This is a genomic window from Aequorivita todarodis, assembly GCF_028561335.1.
GTDB lineage: Bacteria > Bacteroidota > Bacteroidia > Flavobacteriales > Flavobacteriaceae > Aequorivita > Aequorivita todarodis.
In genome coordinates this window covers 75,432-93,474 of record NZ_JAQQTG010000020.1, presented here as the reverse complement: position 1 = coordinate 93,474, position 18,043 = coordinate 75,432, and the positions used below count along the sequence as shown (strand labels likewise).

Genomic DNA, 18,043 nt, shown 5'->3' with positions numbered 1-18,043 from the left:
TTCTATTAAAACTATGCAAACAGAACAGTTTTACTACGACAACCAGATTGTCAAAAAATTCATCAATGCAACCATTTTTTGGGGCCTCATTGGTATGAGCGTGGGCTTATTGCTCGCTTTTATGTTTTTGTTCCCAAACCTGACCGATGGTATTTCGTGGCTCAGTTTCGGGCGTTTACGTCCGCTGCATACAAACGCGGTGATCTTCGCCTTTGTGGGCAACGCCATTTTTGCAGGGGTTTATTATTCCACCCAGCGTTTGCTAAAAGCGCGAATGTGGAGTGATTTTCTTAGTAACCTAAACTTTTGGGGTTGGCAGGCGATCATTGTCGGTGCTGCGATAACGCTTCCGTTGGGCTACACAACTTCAAAGGAATATGCCGAGCTTGAGTGGCCATTTGATATTGCCATCGCAATAATCTGGGTTGCTTTTGGCATCAACCTAATTATGACAATGGTGAAAAGACGCCAACGCCATTTATACGTTGCCTTGTGGTTCTATCTGGGAACTTGGGTAACCGTAGCTGTTTTGCATATCGTGAACAGTATGGCCATTCCGGTGAACGCCCTGAAGAGTTATTCCATGTATTCCGGTGTACAGGATGCGCTGGTGCAATGGTGGTACGGGCATAATGCGGTTGCGTTCTTCCTTACCACGCCTTTCCTTGGTTTAATGTATTATTTTGTGCCGAAAGCGGCCAATAGACCGGTATATTCCTACCGACTATCCATTGTACACTTTTGGTCGTTGATTTTTATTTATATCTGGGCAGGACCGCACCACTTGTTGTATTCGGCACTGCCGGAATGGGCCCAAAACCTGGGCGTTGCGTTTTCCGTAATGCTTATTGCTCCATCTTGGGGAGGTATGATAAACGGGCTTTTAACCCTGCGCGGCGCTTGGGATAAAGTACGGGTTGACCCCGTATTGAAATTTATGGTAGTGGCAATTACCGGTTACGGGATGGCAACTTTTGAAGGTCCAATGCTTTCGCTTAAAAACGTAAATGCAATTGCCCACTTTAGCGATTGGATTATTGCGCACGTACACGTTGGGGCATTGGCCTGGAACGGATTTCTGACCTTTGGTATGATCTATTGGTTGGTACCGCGACTTTTCAAAACAAAATTATATTCCGTGAAATTGGCAAACGCCCATTTCTGGATTGGAACACTAGGTATCATCATGTATGCCCTTCCTATGTATGTAGCAGGTTTTATGCAGGCTTCTATGTGGAACCAGTTCAACCCAGACGGTACGCTTACCTACGGAAACTTCCTGGAAACCGTTACCCAAATTATCCCAATGTACTGGATGCGCGCCATAGGTGGAACGCTCTATATTACGGGAGCCTTCATTTTACTTTATAACGTTGTGATGACGGCAAGAAAAGGAAGCAAGGTTACTGATGAATTGGCCGAAGCTGCGCCACTCGCGCCCGTGACCAAAAGACAGACTGCCGGTGAAGGTTGGCACACTTGGCTTGAGCGTCGCCCTGTTAAATTGACCATTTACGCAACCATTGCCATTTTAATTGGAGGTATGGTGCAAATTATACCTTCGCTAATGGTAGATGATTATGTGCCAAAAATTTCAAGTGTGAAACCATACACGCCTTTGGAATTGGAAGGAAGGGATATCTATATCCGTGAAGGTTGCGTAGGCTGCCATTCGCAGATGATTAGACCGTTCAGAAGCGAAGTGGAACGTTATGGTGAATATTCAAAATCTGGGGAATATGTGTACGATCACCCATTCCTATGGGGAAGTAAGCGTACGGGTCCTGATTTGCACCGTATTGGTGGAAAATATTCAGATAACTGGCACTTGAACCATATGTACGATCCGCAGAGTACTTCCTCGGGCTCCATTATGCCTTCCTATAAATGGTTGATAAATTCAGAATTGGATAAATCAGACACCGAAACAAAAATGCGCACGATGGTAACCTTGGGAGTTCCCTATACCGAAGAGGAAATAGCGAATGCGCAACAATGGATGGATGAGCAAGGTGCAAAAATTGAGCAGAATCTATACAGCGATCCAGATTTTGTGGCTACGTATGAAGCCAGCAAGAAATACGCTGAGGAAAATGGGGAAGCATTTGTAGAAATGAAAAACCGTGAGATAGTTGCCGTTATTGCTTATCTGCAACGTTTGGGAACCGATATTAAAGTACAGAACACCGAAGATGCTTCGGCTAAAAACGAATAGTTATGTTGAAATTTGTAAAAGGAAACCTCGAGAACATAGACAACGTTCAAATATATCCATTGATTTCGCTATTAATATTCTTCATCTTTTTTGTGGTACTCTTTTATTGGGTAATTACTGCCAAAAAAGAACATATAAAGGAAGTAAGCAATATTCCATTGGACTTAGATACTAACAACCAAAACGACGAACTACTATGAAAACCACAGCATCATATTTAAGAGTTATCGGCTTTATCATCCTCGCCTTTTTTCTCTTGGAATTAATCATTGACTCCGGTGACCAATGGGCCATCGTAAAATATCCTATTATTTGGGCTGTTCTGGGCATGTTGTTCTTCTTCGCAATTGCATTGGAAATTATTGTTGCTGCCCTTCAACGTGTATTATTTGACGGCTTGACCGGTGAAGCCCAAGAACGGTATCTTTTAGCGGAGAAAATGCGAGTAGATAATCGTTTCGGTTGGTTCAAAAGAAAATACAAGGAAATGCTCGATGCCAAACCTGTGGCTAAAGAGCAGGAAATTGTATTGGACCATAACTATGACGGTATTCGTGAATTGGACAATAACCTTCCGCCGTGGTGGGTGTATATGTTTTATGCAACCATCATCTTCGCAGTTGTATATTTGGTGCGTTACCACATATTTGATGGCACAAACCAAACTGAGGAATATGAAATTGAGGTAGCACAGGCCAAATTGGAAGTTGCTGAATTTAAGAAAAACAACAAGGACTTAATAGATGCAGAGACAGTAGAACAACTTACCGACCCATCTGATATTGCTGCTGGAAAGACAATATTTACCGAAAACTGTGTCGCTTGCCATAAGGATAGTGGAGGAGGAGGAATTGGGCCAAACCTTACCGATGATTATTGGATATTGGGCGGTGGTATCAAGAATATTTTCCATACCATTAGCGAAGGTGGGCGCGCAGGAAAAGGGATGATTGCTTGGAAAACCGATCTAAAACCTAATGAAATGGCCCAAGTAGCAAGTTATGTAATGACACTCCACGGCACCAATCCTGCAGATGGCAAGGAGCCCGAAGGAGATATTTGGAAAGACGAAAACGCAGCTTCGGGCACTAATGAGGTAAAAGCCGCTGATTCAACTAAGGTTGAGGTTGAAATGACCGAAGAGCCTGCCGTTGAAGAGTCACAATTGGAGCGTAAATAATATATATTATTTTCCAATTAATATCTCAACTGTCAAGTTTTACAATTAAAAATTTACGAAAGTGAGCATTCCGGAAGAAAACGAAAGTTTCAGAGATAGTATTGGTACCATAAACGAAGAAGGAAAAAGAGCTTGGGTCTATCCTAAAAAACCTTCTGGAAGATTTTATGAGTACAGAAAGTATGTAAGCTATGTATTGCTTGCTTTTTTCTTTGCCGCTCCTTTTGTGAAGATTAACGGCAACCAATTTTTGCTCTTTAATGTCTTGGAACGCCGTTTCAACATTTTCGGGTTTCCGTTTTGGCCCCAGGATTTTTACCTCTTCGTGATTATGATGATCATAATGGTGGTGTTCATTATTTTCTTTACGGCCGCCTTCGGAAGGATTTTCTGCGGGTGGATCTGCCCCCAGACCATTTTTATGGAAATGGTTTTCAGAAGAATTGAATACTGGATAGATGGCGACAGAGGTGCCCAAATACGTCTGGACAAGCAAAAATGGAATGCCGAAAAAATAAGGAAACGCTCACTGAAATGGTTCCTGTTTTTTGTTATTTCATTTCTTGTTGCCAATATTTTCTTGGCCTATTTAATAGGAAGTGATAGATTGATCCGCTATGTTATGGACGGACCAATGGAACATCTGAGCACAGTATCATCTTTGTTGATTTTTACGGCAGTGTTTTATTTCATCTTTGCTTGGTTTCGCGAGCAGGTTTGTATTATAGCTTGTCCCTATGGAAGATTGCAGGGCGTGTTGCTGGACAACAAATCAATTGTTGTGGCATACGACCATAAGCGGGGCGAAAAGGAAGTAGGCCGTGCAAAATTTAAAAAGAACGAAGATCGGGAAGCCTCCGGCAAGGGGGATTGCATAGATTGCTTTCAATGCGTTCACGTTTGTCCTACCGGCATCGACATCCGAAACGGTACACAGCTGGAGTGCGTAAACTGTACGGCTTGTATAGACGCTTGCGACAGTATTATGGAAGCGGTAAACCTTCCGAAGGGCTTGATTCGCTATGCAAGTGAAGAGAATATTGAAAAGAAAGCACCTTTCAAATTTACGCCCCGATTGAAGGGATATACGGCTGTTTTGGTTATTCTAATCGGCGTGCTTACCGGAATGCTGTTTTTAAGAAGTGATGTGGAAGCTAATATTCTTAGGCTTCCCGGGCAGCTTTATGAACATAAGGACAACAATATTATCAGCAATGTTTTCACTTATAAATTGCTCAACAAGACCACAAAAAATATTGAGGACATTCACTTTAAGCTGAAATCGCCAAAAGGAACCATTCACAGCGTAAAACAGGGTGAAATTGTAGTTCCCGCGCAAGGTTTGGCTGAAGGAACGCTTTTCATTGAAATAAACAACGCAGCGTTGAGCGGCGATAAAAACCGGGCGGTAATCGAGGTTTACAGCGGTGACGATTTGATAGAAACCACCAGCGTCACGTTCCTCGGACCAAGAAATTATAAATAGATGGGTGCTGGGTGCTTGATGCCCGATGAAGGAAAAATAACCAGCAAGGTTTCGCCGAAGTGAATCTTATAGATTTAAGGCGAAGCTTGGAAATAAATAATACGAACAATCAATAAATACTATTGGGATGAAAATAAATTGGGGAACCGGATTGGTGATTGGAATGGTACTTTTTATAGGCTTTATCTTATTTTTCGTTATAAAAATAAGTACCGACAAAAAGTACGATTACGATTTGGTAACGGAGGAATATTATAAAAAGGAATTGGTCTATCAAAAAGAAATTGATGACAGGGCAAATTCAAATTCCTTGGCGGTCAACATTACAGGGAAAAAAACCGAAGCAGGCTGGATGCTAACTTTTCCCGAAAATATGGATTACTCCAAAATTACGGGTACAATTCTTCTTTATCGACCGTCCAACAAAAAACTTGATTTTCAAGAGCCTTTGCAACTTTCATCCCACAGCGTATTAATTCCCGATGAATTGTTGGTGGCCGGAAGATGGAACACCATTGTACAATGGAGTTATGAAGGAAAAGATTATTTATATAAAAATGAAATAGTTTATTAGTGGATGAGTTGAGAAGTTTATGAGTTGAGAAGTTTAAAAGTTTAGGTTTCATTCAAATTTTGAAAATTTATTACATTAACACTTAACACTTAACACTTAACACTTAACACTTAACACTTAACACTTAACACTTAACACTTAACACTTAACACTTAACACTTAACACTTAACACTTAACACTTAACACTTAACGCTGAAACCTGAAACCAGGAACAAAAAAATGTTATACACCGCCCTCATATTCGGATTACTGGGAAGCTTCCACTGCGTGGGGATGTGTGGGCCTATTGCGTTTCTGTTGCCCGTGGACAGAAGTAATAATCTGAAGAAAGTTGGGCAGATTTTTCTATATCATTTCGGAAGGATATTGGCTTACAGTATTATTGGGCTTGTTTTTGGGTTGGTGGGAAGAAGTTTGAATCTCTTCGGTTTTCAGCAGCAACTCTCTATTTTGATAGGGGTTTTGATGCTTGCGGTTATTTTTATTCCGCAGAAAACTTTCAACAATTACAATTTTTCAAAACCTATCTATCGTATTATTTCCAAAGTGAAATCCGCTCTCGGGAAGGAACTCAAAAAGAAAACCCCCGATACTTTTTTGACTATCGGTTTCTTAAACGGTTTCCTGCCGTGTGGTTTGGTATATATGGCAGTTTTTGGAGCTATCGCTTCCGGCAATGCTCTGCAGGGAAGTTTGTATATGGCAGTCTTTGGCTTGGGAACCATTCCCCTGATGACCTCTGCCATTTATTTGGGCAATTTTTTAAACGCACAGGTTCGGCAGCGCATCCGTCGGGCAATTCCGGTGTTTGTAGTAATTATCGGTTGTCTTTTTATAGTTCGGGGCCTGGGGCTGGGCATTCCCTACATTTCCCCAAAACCGATGACGGAAACGGTTGATGCCAATTATAATTGCGACAATACAATTTCAGAAAACACAACAATCAATAACCAATAAAATATTCAAAATATGATACATGCAATGATTCCTTTGGCAAACTGGGGTATAGGTACGGCCCTTATAATTTTCTTTGCAGTTTTATGCGTTGTTCTTGCTGCTATCGTTATCAGCTTTGTGATGGGTGGCAAGAAAAAGCATGAGGATGAAATAACTGCTCCCGAAGACGAAAACGTTTAAATCTTTTTGACTATGAAAATAACAGACTTCATTCCTTTGGTTGATTTTACGGGTGGTTTGGTAGCCACAATAATATCAATCGTCGTGTGTTTCGCAATAATAGGCGGGTTAATTTTGTATGTAAAGCGAAGCAAAAAACGTAAAAACATGGTTCATAACCGAAAAAAGAAAAATGACAATCCCGCAAGAAAAAGTTGAGATGTCAAAGCAATGATATTTGCAACTCTCTGTTTTTTAGGATCTGTTTTTCTTATTTCGCCAAATCAATAATGGCCTGCACCGTTTCTTTATTATCAACGCCCAAGCCCTCTTGTTGATGCACCATTTCACCATTTTGGTCAAAAACACTTATGATGTTTGAATGTGAAAAATCCATGGGTGAGATCTGCTTGTAATTAACCGCCAGCACTGCTGCAAATTCGCGGGTGTCTTCTTCGGTCCCGCGAAGGAAGAGCCATTTGTCATCTTCCATTTCATTCTCTTTACTGAACGCTTTTAGTCTTTCGGGCGTATCGGTTTCTGGGTCGATGCTCACAAAAACATATTGCACATTGTCCTTTTTTTCCTCGGGCACTTGTTTTTCAATATTGCGCATATCGGCAACCAACCGAGGGCAGGCGGCTTTGCAGGTTGTGTAGATCATAACCATGACCACTACTTTTCCTTGCAGATCCTTCAGTTCAATTTCTTCCCCATTTTGGGTCGTCCAATGGGAGGGAAGGTTGTAGATTGACATTTCCGGAATGGCATCGCCCTCCGCCTTTTTTACCTTTGCTGTTTCAGCGGCGCCTGTGTTTTTTTCTGAATTGTTATTGCAGGAAAATAAGGCCACTAATGCAACCAATACTGCCATAAATCTAAAATTTTTCATCTTTCTGTTTTTTTAGTTTTCAACATCCTTCGCACAACGGAAACCCAGATTTTGGGAGGAATAGCGCGCTTTCATACTTCCCCGGAAGGCATAGCGCATAAAGGCCGCATAATTCATTAAATCGGAAGCACCGATGGCCGCGCTTCCGCAGAAGAGATTGGAGTCTTTATCAACATCCTTTCGGGATTCCCCTGAAATTAAGACGGAATTAAAATCCAAGGTCCATTCCCACACCAAGCCGTGAAGGTCGTAGATGCCCCAATAATTTTTGAAGGTTTCACCTATGGGGTTTTTAAAGGTTTTTGGGGTTTCGTACCAGTTTAGGATGAACTGGTTGTAGGCTTCTATTTTTCTGGCATCCTGTACTTCTTCATTGGCCATGGCGGCGAATTCCCATTCGTCCATGGTCGGTAAACGTTTGCCTTGACATTCGCAGTATTTTTTGGCTGCAAACCATGAAACGTTGGTTACGGGCGCATCGGGCAGCCCTTGAAAGGTTTCGTCATTTTTCCAATTGGTCAAATAACTTTTATCGGCAAATAAAGGTTTGACCTGACTTTTTTTCCATTGAGGGTTTTCCTCCACAAATTTTAAATAATCTGAATTGGTTACGGGATATACGTCCATCAAAAAAGGATCTACCTTTACCGTTTTGTTTTCGGCGCCATATAGCGGTAAATAAACACCGCCCTTTACTAGGGCCATCTTATCATTTTGGGCCGTGACTCCACAAAATAATAAAGAAAAGGCTATAAAAAAGGCGGTGTTATAAAATTTCAATTTTAAAAAGTTTATTATTTGTTTCTAACAGCTTGCACCATTTCTGGGGTAACTTCTTTTTTGGAATTGCCCCAACTGTTGTAAACGTATGTAAGTACGTTGGCTACTTCTTCATCAGAAAGCGCTTGGGCAGTCATTACACTGTTGTATTTTTTACCGTTAACGGTAATTTCACCCGATTTACCGTGCAATACAATATCGATAGCCCTGTCCACATCGGCATTTAGGTAATCAGATTTTGCCAATGGAGGAAAAGCGCCTTCAATACCTTGTCCATTTGCTTGGTGGCAAGCAACGCAGGTAGCCATATATTTATCTTTTCCGAATTTCATTCGCTCCTCAATACTCAATGCCTTCACTTCTTCTTTTGCTTCTTTTCTTGCTCCGTTTGGCATAGACTGGATGGCTCCACCTTCTGGAAGATAGATACCGTCGCGGATTTCACCGGAATAAATGCGTTTGTCTTCTTCCCCTTCTACTTTTAGCATCGCCAAGGCACCTTTATTGAAGGCCCTGAAAATAGAGTGATCCACAAGTATGAAGGTTCCGGGAACGTCTATGCGGAATTCCACAATTGCGGCACCCCCGGCAGGAATCAAGGTTGTTTGTACATTTTCGTTGATCATATCGCCGCCTTCAACGTGCACTCTGTCAAAAATCTCTCCAATTACGTGAAAGGAAGAAACCAGGTTAGGGCCACCATTCCCAACAAAAAGACGGATTTTTTCGCCCACTTTTGCGGTAATGGCATTGTCGCCGGTCATGGCACCTACGTGTCCGTTGAAAACAACATAGTCTGGTTTTTCATCGATGGCTTTTTGCATATCGAATGCCTGTAGGCCCCGATCGCCATATTTGCCTTCGGTATAGAAATCGCCCTGCATAATGTAATATTCTTTGTCCACCGGAGGCAAGCCGCCTTCGGGTTCCACCAAGATAAGTCCGTACATTCCGTTGGCAATGTGCATACCTACTGGTGCGGTTGCGCAATGGTACACATAGAGTCCTGGGTTAAGCACCTTAAAAGAGAATACTTTTTCGTGGCCGGGAGCTACAAAGGAAGACTCTGCCCCACCACCGGGACCGTTCACGGCGTGAAGGTCAATGTTGTGCGGAAGCTTGTTGTCCGGGTGGTTTTTTAAGTGAAATTCCACCTCGTCGCCCACACGGGTTCTGATGAAACTTCCCGGAACGGTTCCGCCAAAGGTCCAATACACATATTTTACGCCGTTGGTCATTTCGCCCTCGCGTTCTTGGATTTCCAAGTCCACGATTAGTTTTTTGGCCATTCGTTTTCCTACGGGAGTAGGTACGTTGGGTGGGGAGGTAAGTTCCGCAATCATTTCTTGGTTTACGGGAATATCAACGGTGTCGTTGTATTTTTTGTCGGATTGGTCATTTACGCAGCCCGAAAGAAATGCCACCGTGCCTAAACCAAGCAGCATTTTGGTAATTAATTTGTGGTTGATAACTAATTTCATAGGTTCGGTTTTAAAATATGGTTGTTTTTATTGTTTATTATTTTCAGTTTTTGGTTTTTGCCAAGTGAACAAAATAGGGTCTATGGTCACCATGAGCCAGCCCCAGTTGTTTGTATTAGCGTCAAAATTGTTTTTTGTGATTTCAATACCTTTCTGTGCAAAAAACTGCGAATACCCTGCTTGAACCTGCACGTATTCGCTCAATTTATGCGAAGTTACCAAATCTAATTCAAAGCCCAAATCTTTTGACGTATTGTCATTTATTTTTGCGGCAGCGAAAAATTGATGAAGCGCCAAATTGATGTTTGATTTTTTATTGAAGGCATATTTCACGTTTCCATACAAATCCAGCAACCCCACATTGTTGATGTGGTTGCCTACATAGAAGTAATCCATAAACCCGTTGAATTTATGATTGGTGCCATAAAGCGGATTGAAGGCCTTGTTTTTTCCATCGGAAGGGGCGCCGTACTCATTTCCGCTCTGCAGCTCGCCACCTAAACCAATTTTTAAATTCTCCAATACGGAATAAGTTGCTTCCAGCGAAAGGAGGTAAGCGCTCAAATCATTATTTGCCACGTCCTTCCCGAATTGATAGTAAAGATTGGAAGCAAAGTTGAATTTACTCAAATTGGCGTTTAAATGAACTCCCGCAGTTTGGCTGTAGCGCGTATCGTTTTTTGATTCGTCCGTTTCGTCTATATATTGCAAGCCGTTGTTCACAAATAGGAAGCTCGCCGAGAGTGGTTTCCAATCCTTGTGAAGCCAAATATATTGAAGGCTTTTATAGGTATTTGTGGTAAGGATATTTCCAGCCAAGGCTTCCCCGTCCTGATTGTATGCCGCGCCAAAATGAAGTTTCATAAAACTGGGTTCAAATTTCACGATTGCCGCATCGTGGCTTCTGCCTTGTTGCGCCCAGCCCACATTTCCAAAGAAACGCTGATCGTCGTAAACAATTTCCTGGCGCCCAATTTTCAAGGAAAGGTCTGAAATTAACAAGACATCGGCCCAGGCTTGGTGCAGTGAAAATCCGTTTTCGTCTGCAACATTCAGCTGTGGCACATCGCCCCAAACCCTTACGTCCTGGGGGCTTAAATAGAAATACAGCTTTTCGGTCTTATAGCCAAAGTTCAGCCGCGTGCGCTGTGATACAAAGGTCGCCGGATCCGAATTATCTGGGAAAAGAGTTTTGTATCCGTGTCTATATTCAAAGCGGGGACGCAATTCGGCGTCAACGGTAAACTGTGAGAATCCCTTGGTAAAACTAAGTACCAACAGGAAAAGAAACACACTTTTTGAAACCTTCATAAGAATGGTTTTTTTTTGATTTCTGACACAAAGGTCAGTATTGTGTTTGCGGTAAAATATGACGTAGGTCACAAAATGAAAAAAAATTAATTTTTGTCAAATTGACTAAACGGTCATCGAAAACAATTGCGTTTCGGGCTGGCTGCGCTGCAGAAGTACATCAAAAGCCATACATATATTGCGTACAAACGGACGTCCTTTTTCAGTAATTTGAAGTTTTGTGGCACCAATTTTAATTAACCCGTCATCTTCCATTTCTTTCAGTTTGTCAAGTGCATCCGGCAATTCTTTAAATTGGAGCGAGGCATCTTCCCAGGAAGTTTCCAAACGGCACATCATATTCAAAATATGCTTGCGAATAATTAAATCTTCCTCATTGAGCATATGACCGCGATAAACGGGAAGAATGCCCTGTTCCACCAAATCTTGGTATTCTTCTACATTTTTTGCGTTTTGCCCAAAACTGTACCAACTGTCGCCAATGGCAGAAACGCCAAGCCCCAGCATGAGTTGGGTCTTGCTATCGGTATAGCCCATAAAGTTGCGGTGCAGTTTTTTGTTTTCCACTGCTTTGTAGAGGCTATCGGTTTTAAGGGCGAAGTGGTCCATCCCGATTTCAATGTAGCCCGCCTCTTCCAGCATTTTTTTGCCGGTTTCGTACATTTCGCGCTTTTCGGCGGCACTGGGCAAATCTGCCTCTTTAAAACCGCGCTGGCCATTTCCTTTTATCCACGGCACATGGGCGTAGCTATAGAAGGCGATGCGGTCTGGCATCAATTCCTTGGTTTTTTCTATGGAATAAATAACGTGTTCCCTTTTCTGAAAGGGAAGCCCGAAAATAATGTCGTGGCCCACGGAGGTGTAGCCAATTTGGCGTGCGGTTTCGGTTACGTTTTTTACGTTCACAAAGGGTTGCAGCCTGTGGATGGCCACTTGCACTGTAGGGTTGTAATCCTGTACGCCGTAGCTCACCCTCGTAAAACCACAATCAAAAAGTGTTTGTAGATGCTCGCCCTTGGTATTGTTGGGATGACCCTCAAAACTAAAAGCGGGGTTTTCGGCCATGCTGGCATCGCGAAAAATTCCCTTTATGAGCAGTTTTAAATTTTCCGCGGAAAAAAAGGTGGGCGTACCGCCGCCGAGGTGCAATTCCTTTATAATTGGACGTTCGGGGAACATTTCCAAATAAAGCCGCCATTCCTTCAAAACAGAATCCAGATAGGGCGTTTCCACTCCGTGGTTTTTGGTAATCCGCTTGTTGCAGCCACAAAAAGTGCAGAGACTTTCACAAAAAGGTAGGTGAATATAGAGGCTTATGCCTTCACTGGAATTACTTTCCGAAAAACTTTGGATGACGTTTCTTTTCCATTCGCTCAGTGAAAACTCCGCATTGTTCCAATAAGGAACTGTGGGATAACTGGTATATCGCGGGCCCGGGACGTTGTATTTTGAAACTAAATTGTTCTGCATGGATTATTTTTTCGACTTCAAAAATAGGGGTGCCTTGCAAACCATAAAATGATAATTATCAGTTGGACTTAGAGAATTTTTGTTGGAAAAAATTCATTTTTGATATGAACACGTATTTTTTTTTAAATAAAAGGTTACGAAAATAAATGAAGTTATAATATTCTTATAAAGAACGGGAAGCCGAATATTTCTTCTTAATTTTGAAAATATATGATTGCAGCAGTAACCTTATTTTTAGTGGTAGCCCTTTCGGCATTGATTACAAAAATTGCCACGATTGCGTTGATCCATACCGGGCTTTCTACACAAAGCGCACGGTTTCAAGCGCGTTCTGCCTATACCGGTGCGGGTTTCACTACTTCCGAATCAGAAAAAATAATGAATCACCCCGTTCGCCGTAAAATTGTATTTAACCTCATGCTAATTGGTAACGCCGGGATTGTAACTGTAATGTCTTCCCTAATTTTAACCTTCGTCTTGCCGGATACTTTAACTTCCAAATTGTACGGTTTGGTTATCGTGGTTTTAGGTTTGAGTTTGGTTTGGTGGGCCGTAAAAAGTAAATGGGTGGACCGTGGGCTCTCCAAAATAATAAATAGGATGCTGAAAAAATATACCGACCTGGATATTCAGGATTATGCTGCAGTCCTGCATTTAAAGGACGACTACAAAGTAAGCGAGAAAAAAGTGGATAAGGATAACTGGATGGCGAACAAAACCTTGCTGGAAATGGATTTGCGCCATGAAGGTATCACCATTTTGGGAATAGACCGTGCCAATGGCGATTATGTGGGTTCGCCCACGGGCAGTTTTTGTATTTTGCCCGGCGATGTAATTACGGTTTACGGAAAGGCGGATGTAATTAAAAACCTTTATTCGCGTAAAAGAGATTTTGTGGCTTCAATAGCACATAAAAAATACGTTGAAAAAGAAAATAGAAGAATTGAAAAGCAGCAGGCTGATCGTAAAGCAGCAAAGGATCAGTAGAGTTTTAGCTGATTTTGCATAAATTTTTAAGGATATAGGAACTCCAAAACGTGCCGATCCCTGTTATATTTTCACGAACAGTTTTTGTATGTTAAAAAAACCTTGCAATCGCCTATAGATTTTTACCAGAAACAATCTTGGGATGAACGGGAATAAACTTCGAATTTAAAAAAGGACAATTATAAAGATATGATGGATTTTTTTGAAATATATAAGGATCAAATCATTTACGCCTCGAAGATTATCGGCTCCGTAATCATCCTGCGATTGTTAACAAATCTTCTCCACAAATGGCTACTCCGGCAAGAATCGAAAAAATATCCGGATGAGCCTCCAAGAGCAGTTAACTGGGTAAGACGGATACTGAACGCGCTTTGGCTCGTTCTCGGTTTGATAGGTTTAAGCTTTCTTTTTGTCAATCAAGAAAAATACGATGCACTTCGGCACAACTTCAGATTAATTCTTTATTTGGGAATTGTTGCGGTGGTAACCATTGTGGGTGCTGCATCCACAAATATGTGGTTTCGTTTAAGCATTAAAAGAAAAATCGTAAATGCAGAAGACCCAACAAGCTTTAAGTTTTTACGGTATGTGGCTATCATTGGCATATATACTACGGGAATCCTTTTTGCACTTTTGGCATTTCCTTCGCTTGAGGGTATTGCGAAAACCGCACTTGGTGGGGCAGGGGTAATTGCGCTTATTGCCGGTGTTGCTTCGCAGGAAGCGTTGGCAAATTTGGTGGGTGGCGTGTTTATCATTTCATTTAAACCTTTCAGGATTGGCGATGTTATTAAAGTTACCGACACGATGGTGGGAACCGTTGTAGATATAACGCTGCGCCACACGGTAATACGCAATTTTGAAAACAAAATGATCGTCATTCCCAATGCCATTATCAATAAGGAGAAACTGATAAATTATGATTTGGGCGAAATGAAGATATGCGAGAGGATTGAAATAGGAATTTCCTATGACAGTGATGTTGATTTGGCAAAAAAAATTATGCAAGAGGAATGCGAAAAGCACCCCCTAATTATGGACAACCGATCGGCGACCGATATTTTAGACGGAAAACCAGTGGTCCGGACGGCCCTTGTTTCGTTAAATGATTCCTCGGTCACGGTCCGTGCTTGGGCCTGGGCGCAAAATTATTCAGATTCCTTTGAGATGCGCTGTGATTTGCTGGAAAGCATAAAAAAACGTTTTGACAGTGAAGGAATCGAGATTCCATTTCCGTACCGAACGGTTGTACTAAAAAAGGAAAAGGAAAACGAAGAGGATCTAAAAAATAAAGAGGAAACAATTAAAAAAGAAGAAGGTCAAAAATGAAAGAAATTGCCAATCGGAATGAAACACTCGTAAAGGTACTGTTTATATTATGTATGGTGCTTTGTATTTTGGGTTACGTTAGCAGCCCCGTGGCCTTGGTGGGCGGGTTCCTTTTTTCATATTTTTTAGGGCATCCATTCCTAACGCTTAACAGTAAAGCGGTAAACTGGCTTCTGAAAATAGCTGTAGTTGGCCTGGGTTTTGGAATGAATTTAAAAGAGACCGTGGCCGCTGGAAAAGACGGGTTTATATTGACCGTGTTTTCAATTTCTATAACCTTGATTCTTGGTTATTTTTTGGGGAAACTTTTAAAGATGAACCGCAAGGGCAGTCATCTCATCAGTTCGGGGACCGCGATTTGTGGCGGAAGCGCCATTGCTGCCGTTGCACCGGTCATAGATGCTTCGGAAAAGGATATTTCAATCTCCCTGGGTGTTATATTCCTGTTGAATTCCATCGCCTTGATTGTTTTTCCGCCGCTCGGGCACTTGTTCGGGCTGAACCAGCACGAGTTTGGGCTTTGGTGCGCAATTGCCATTCACGACACCAGCTCGGTAGTTGGTGCGGCCTATACATTTGGGGAAGAAGCGCTGAAAGTTGCAACAACCGTAAAACTGGCCAGGGCACTTTGGATTATCCCGCTTTCCTTGTTATCTGTATTTCTTTTTAAAGGAAAGGGAAAAAGCGTGAAAATTCCTTATTTCATCTTCCTGTTTATTTTGGCAATCATACTTAATAGTTACGTAGCCATTCCTGCCGTTATTACGGGAGGCATTACCAGTATTTCAAAATCGCTTTTGGTGTTGACCCTGTTTTTAATTGGCGCCGGACTTTCCATAGACAAGATAAAATCGGCAGGCTGGAAGCCGATGATTCTTGGGGTTTCGCTTTGGGTTTTTATTTCTATAAGTTCTATTTTGGCAATCATTTCATTTTAAATAACTTCATCATAATAAAGAGACACCCAAAAGTGTCTTTTATAATTAGGGATGACTTTTTTTAAACCTGCTTATGGGGTCGTCGTACGCCATTGCCCTTTTGGCTGCGCCAACGGACAATGCCACCCCAAAAACAGAAGGCACCCATAAGATGCCTTCTATAAGTCGGGATGACAGTCCCGAGGCTTCGGGATGAACCTGCTTGGGCCGTTGAGCGGCACAACGAAACCACTCCACCCCAATAAAAAAAGACACCCGAAAGTGTCTTTTTAAAAGTCAGGATTACAGTCCCGAGGCTTCGGGATGAACCTGCTTGGGTCGTTGAGCGGCACAACGAAACCACTTTCGTGGTGGTTTCATTGCGCCACCCCAATAAAAAAGACACCCGAAAGTGTCTTTTAAAAGTCGGGATGACAGGATTTGAACCTGCGACCCTACGCCCCCCAGACGTATACGCTACCAGACTGCGCCACATCCCGATTTTTTACAAATTCAAAATTGAAAATTCAAAATTGAAAATTCCAAATCGTAAATCGTAAATCGTAAATCCGAATTTGGAAGTGCAAAAATAACCAAAATATGAAGTTTCGCAATAAAGTACTTCAATTAATATTCGAATATTTCAAAAGTTGAAATTTCCTTGGTTAATTAGCATCTTCTTAAGGTATTTTGGAAATTACAATCTCTAATTTTGAAGAAACTGTTCTTAAAATGAATTCTTCAGAAAAAATCAACGGACACTACGACCTTATCTGTGTGGGCGGCGGCATTATGAGCGCCACCCTTGCGCTAATGCTGAAACTGATTGACAGCGACCAAAAAATACTAATTCTCGAAAGATTGGACAGGGTTGCTCTGGAAAGTTCCGCGGCCTGGAACAACGCCGGCACTGGGCATTCCGCTTTTTGTGAAATGAATTACACACCCGAAAACGAAGATGGCTCCATAGACATTTCAAAAGCCATAAAAGTCTGTACACAGTTCGAGAAATCGAAACAATTTTGGTCTTTTTTGGTGAACCATAATTTAATTGGGAATCCAAAGGATTTTATGCACCCAGTTCCACATCATAGCTGGGTTGAAGGGGAAGATAATGTTGAATTTTTAAAGAAACGCGTAGCCGAAATGACAAAGCATCCTATGTTTGAAGGCATGCAATTTTCGGAAGATTTCAAGGAAATGGAACAGTGGTTTCCGTTGATGATGACTGGAAGAAACAATTCCGAAAAAATCGCCGCGACCCGCATGGAATTGGGAACAGAGGTAAATTACGGCGTGCTTACCCGAACCTTTTTCAAAATTTTGGAAGAAAAATTTGATACGCCAGTTTTCACACTGCACGAAGTAGAAGATGTTGATCCAACGAAAGACGAGGACTGGTTGGTAAAAATAAAAAACCTGAAAACGAAGGAAAGAATCCATTGTGATGCCGAACATGTTTTTATTGGCGCCGGTGGCGGCGCGTTGCCTTTACTCCAAAAAGTGGAAATTGACGAAAAGGATGGTTACGGCGGTTTTCCCGTGAGCGGGGAGTGGCTCATCTGCAAAAACAGGGCTATAATTGAAAAACACCACGCCAAGGTTTACGGCAAGGCCGAAGTGGGTGCACCGCCAATGTCCATGCCACATTTGGACACGCGCTATATTGACGGAAAACAGGAACTCCTGTTCGGTCCTTTTGCGGGTTTCAGTACGAAATTCTTGAAGGAAGGTTCATTTTTTGACCTCTTCAAAAGTATAAAATGGGACAATATTCCGTCTATGTGGGGCGTTTTCTGGCACAATATCCCGCTCACAAAATATTTGATAGAACAGGTAAGAATGGGCCATGAAGACCGGATGCAAACACTTCGAAAGTTCGTAAAAGATGCCAAAAGTGAAGATTGGGAACTAAAAGTAGCTGGGCAACGGGTACAGATTATTAAACGCGACAAAGAGGAGGGAGGCACGCTCGAATTTGGAACGGAAGTGGTGCATAGCAAAGACGGCCGAATTACTGCACTTTTGGGTGCTTCGCCGGGCGCTTCGGTGGCAGTAGCTATTATGGTCCACGTTTTGGATTTTGCCTTTCCGCAGCAATTTAAATCTGAAAAATGGCAACAGAAACTTTCAGAAATGGTGCCTTTTTGGAATAAGGAAATCGAGGAAAATACGGAAGAATTTAAAAAGGTACGCTTCAAATGTTCCGAAACACTTCAAATAAACCTTCCGTAGAAAACGATAGGCTTGCTTAATACTTTAATAACAATTCTTCATAACTTTTGCAGGCACATTCCTTTG

Annotated in this window: 18 protein-coding genes and 1 tRNA gene; 13 read left to right on the top strand and 6 right to left on the bottom strand. The window is 42.0% G+C overall.

Annotated elements, in window-relative coordinates:
• The first annotated feature begins 13 nt into the window (after positions 1–13).
• The 8 genes from ccoN (at position 14) to POV26_RS09615 (ending at position 6,791) form a co-directional block, all read left to right on the top strand.
• Positions 14–2,215: a cytochrome-c oxidase, cbb3-type subunit I gene (gene ccoN / locus POV26_RS09650; RefSeq protein ID WP_272856269.1), complete on the top strand. Its 2,202-nt coding sequence runs from the start codon at positions 14–16 to the stop codon at positions 2,213–2,215.
• 2 nt (positions 2,216–2,217) lie between these two features.
• Positions 2,218–2,415, top strand: coding sequence for a CcoQ/FixQ family Cbb3-type cytochrome c oxidase assembly chaperone (locus POV26_RS09645; protein ID WP_272856268.1), 198 nt, complete (start codon positions 2,218–2,220; stop codon positions 2,413–2,415).
• A complete protein-coding gene (locus POV26_RS09640; RefSeq protein ID WP_272856267.1) occupies positions 2,412–3,395 on the top strand; it encodes a cbb3-type cytochrome c oxidase N-terminal domain-containing protein in 984 nt (327 codons plus the stop codon). The genes POV26_RS09645 and POV26_RS09640 overlap by 4 nt, the downstream gene beginning before the upstream one ends.
• Before the next feature lie 61 nt (positions 3,396–3,456).
• Positions 3,457–4,881 carry a cytochrome c oxidase accessory protein CcoG gene (gene ccoG / locus POV26_RS09635; protein WP_419180014.1) on the top strand — a complete coding sequence of 475 codons (1,425 nt, stop codon included), beginning with the start codon at positions 3,457–3,459 and terminating at the stop codon, positions 4,879–4,881.
• Between the two features lie 127 nt (positions 4,882–5,008).
• The gene (locus POV26_RS09630; protein ID WP_272856266.1) at positions 5,009–5,455 is read left to right on the top strand and encodes a FixH family protein; all 447 of its coding nucleotides are present in this window, start codon (positions 5,009–5,011) and stop codon (positions 5,453–5,455) included.
• Positions 5,456–5,675: 220 nt separating this feature from the next.
• On the top strand, positions 5,676–6,413 hold the full coding sequence (locus POV26_RS09625; protein ID WP_272856265.1) for a sulfite exporter TauE/SafE family protein: 738 nt from the start codon (positions 5,676–5,678) through the stop codon (positions 6,411–6,413).
• 12 nt (positions 6,414–6,425) lie between these two features.
• Positions 6,426–6,593: a hypothetical protein gene (locus POV26_RS09620; protein WP_272856264.1), complete on the top strand. Its 168-nt coding sequence runs from the start codon at positions 6,426–6,428 to the stop codon at positions 6,591–6,593.
• Positions 6,594–6,605: 12 nt separating this feature from the next.
• Complete coding sequence (locus POV26_RS09615) at positions 6,606–6,791, top strand: hypothetical protein (RefSeq protein ID WP_272856263.1); 186 nt, start codon at positions 6,606–6,608, stop codon at positions 6,789–6,791.
• 52 nt (positions 6,792–6,843) lie between these two features.
• Here POV26_RS09615 and POV26_RS09610 read toward each other — a convergent pair whose 3' ends face one another.
• From POV26_RS09610 to hemN, 5 genes are all read right to left on the bottom strand, one after another.
• Complete coding sequence (locus POV26_RS09610; RefSeq protein WP_272856262.1) at positions 6,844–7,464, bottom strand: SCO family protein; 621 nt, start codon at positions 7,462–7,464, stop codon at positions 6,844–6,846.
• 12 nt (positions 7,465–7,476) lie between these two features.
• The gene (locus POV26_RS09605; protein ID WP_272856261.1) at positions 7,477–8,169 is read right to left on the bottom strand and encodes a formylglycine-generating enzyme family protein; all 693 of its coding nucleotides are present in this window, start codon (positions 8,167–8,169) and stop codon (positions 7,477–7,479) included.
• A gap of 89 nt (positions 8,170–8,258) precedes the next feature.
• Entirely contained in the window at positions 8,259–9,725 is a 1,467-nt protein-coding gene (nirK, locus tag POV26_RS09600) for a copper-containing nitrite reductase (RefSeq protein ID WP_272856260.1), read from the bottom strand.
• A gap of 27 nt (positions 9,726–9,752) precedes the next feature.
• Positions 9,753–11,036 (bottom strand): alginate export family protein, encoded by a 1,284-nt coding sequence (locus tag POV26_RS09595; RefSeq protein WP_272856259.1) that lies wholly within the window; start codon positions 11,034–11,036, stop codon positions 9,753–9,755.
• 105 nt (positions 11,037–11,141) lie between these two features.
• On the bottom strand, positions 11,142–12,506 hold the full coding sequence (gene hemN, locus POV26_RS09590) for an oxygen-independent coproporphyrinogen III oxidase (RefSeq protein ID WP_272856258.1): 1,365 nt from the start codon (positions 12,504–12,506) through the stop codon (positions 11,142–11,144).
• A 210-nt stretch (positions 12,507–12,716) separates the two neighbouring features.
• Here hemN and POV26_RS09585 point away from each other — a divergent pair, with 210 nt between their 5' ends.
• From POV26_RS09585 to POV26_RS09570, 4 genes are all read left to right on the top strand, one after another.
• Positions 12,717–13,493 (top strand): cation:proton antiporter regulatory subunit, encoded by a 777-nt coding sequence (locus POV26_RS09585; RefSeq protein WP_272856257.1) that lies wholly within the window; start codon positions 12,717–12,719, stop codon positions 13,491–13,493.
• 189 nt (positions 13,494–13,682) lie between these two features.
• The gene (locus POV26_RS09580) at positions 13,683–14,825 is read left to right on the top strand and encodes a mechanosensitive ion channel family protein (RefSeq protein WP_272856256.1); all 1,143 of its coding nucleotides are present in this window, start codon (positions 13,683–13,685) and stop codon (positions 14,823–14,825) included.
• Positions 14,822–15,763 (top strand): YeiH family protein, encoded by a 942-nt coding sequence (locus POV26_RS09575; protein WP_272856255.1) that lies wholly within the window; start codon positions 14,822–14,824, stop codon positions 15,761–15,763. The genes POV26_RS09580 and POV26_RS09575 overlap by 4 nt, the downstream gene beginning before the upstream one ends.
• 73 nt (positions 15,764–15,836) lie before the next feature.
• Positions 15,837–15,959 (top strand): hypothetical protein, encoded by a 123-nt coding sequence (locus POV26_RS09570; RefSeq protein ID WP_272856254.1) that lies wholly within the window; start codon positions 15,837–15,839, stop codon positions 15,957–15,959.
• Positions 15,960–16,168: 209 nt separating this feature from the next.
• On the opposite strand, the gene POV26_RS09565 is transcribed toward POV26_RS09570, so the two are convergent.
• Positions 16,169–16,242: transfer RNA gene (locus POV26_RS09565), tRNA-Pro, on the bottom strand.
• Between the two features lie 232 nt (positions 16,243–16,474).
• On the opposite strand from POV26_RS09565, the gene mqo reads away from it, so the two are divergent.
• On the top strand, positions 16,475–17,977 hold the full coding sequence (gene mqo, locus POV26_RS09560) for a malate dehydrogenase (quinone) (protein ID WP_272856253.1): 1,503 nt from the start codon (positions 16,475–16,477) through the stop codon (positions 17,975–17,977).
• The last annotated feature ends 66 nt before the right edge of the window (positions 17,978–18,043 follow it).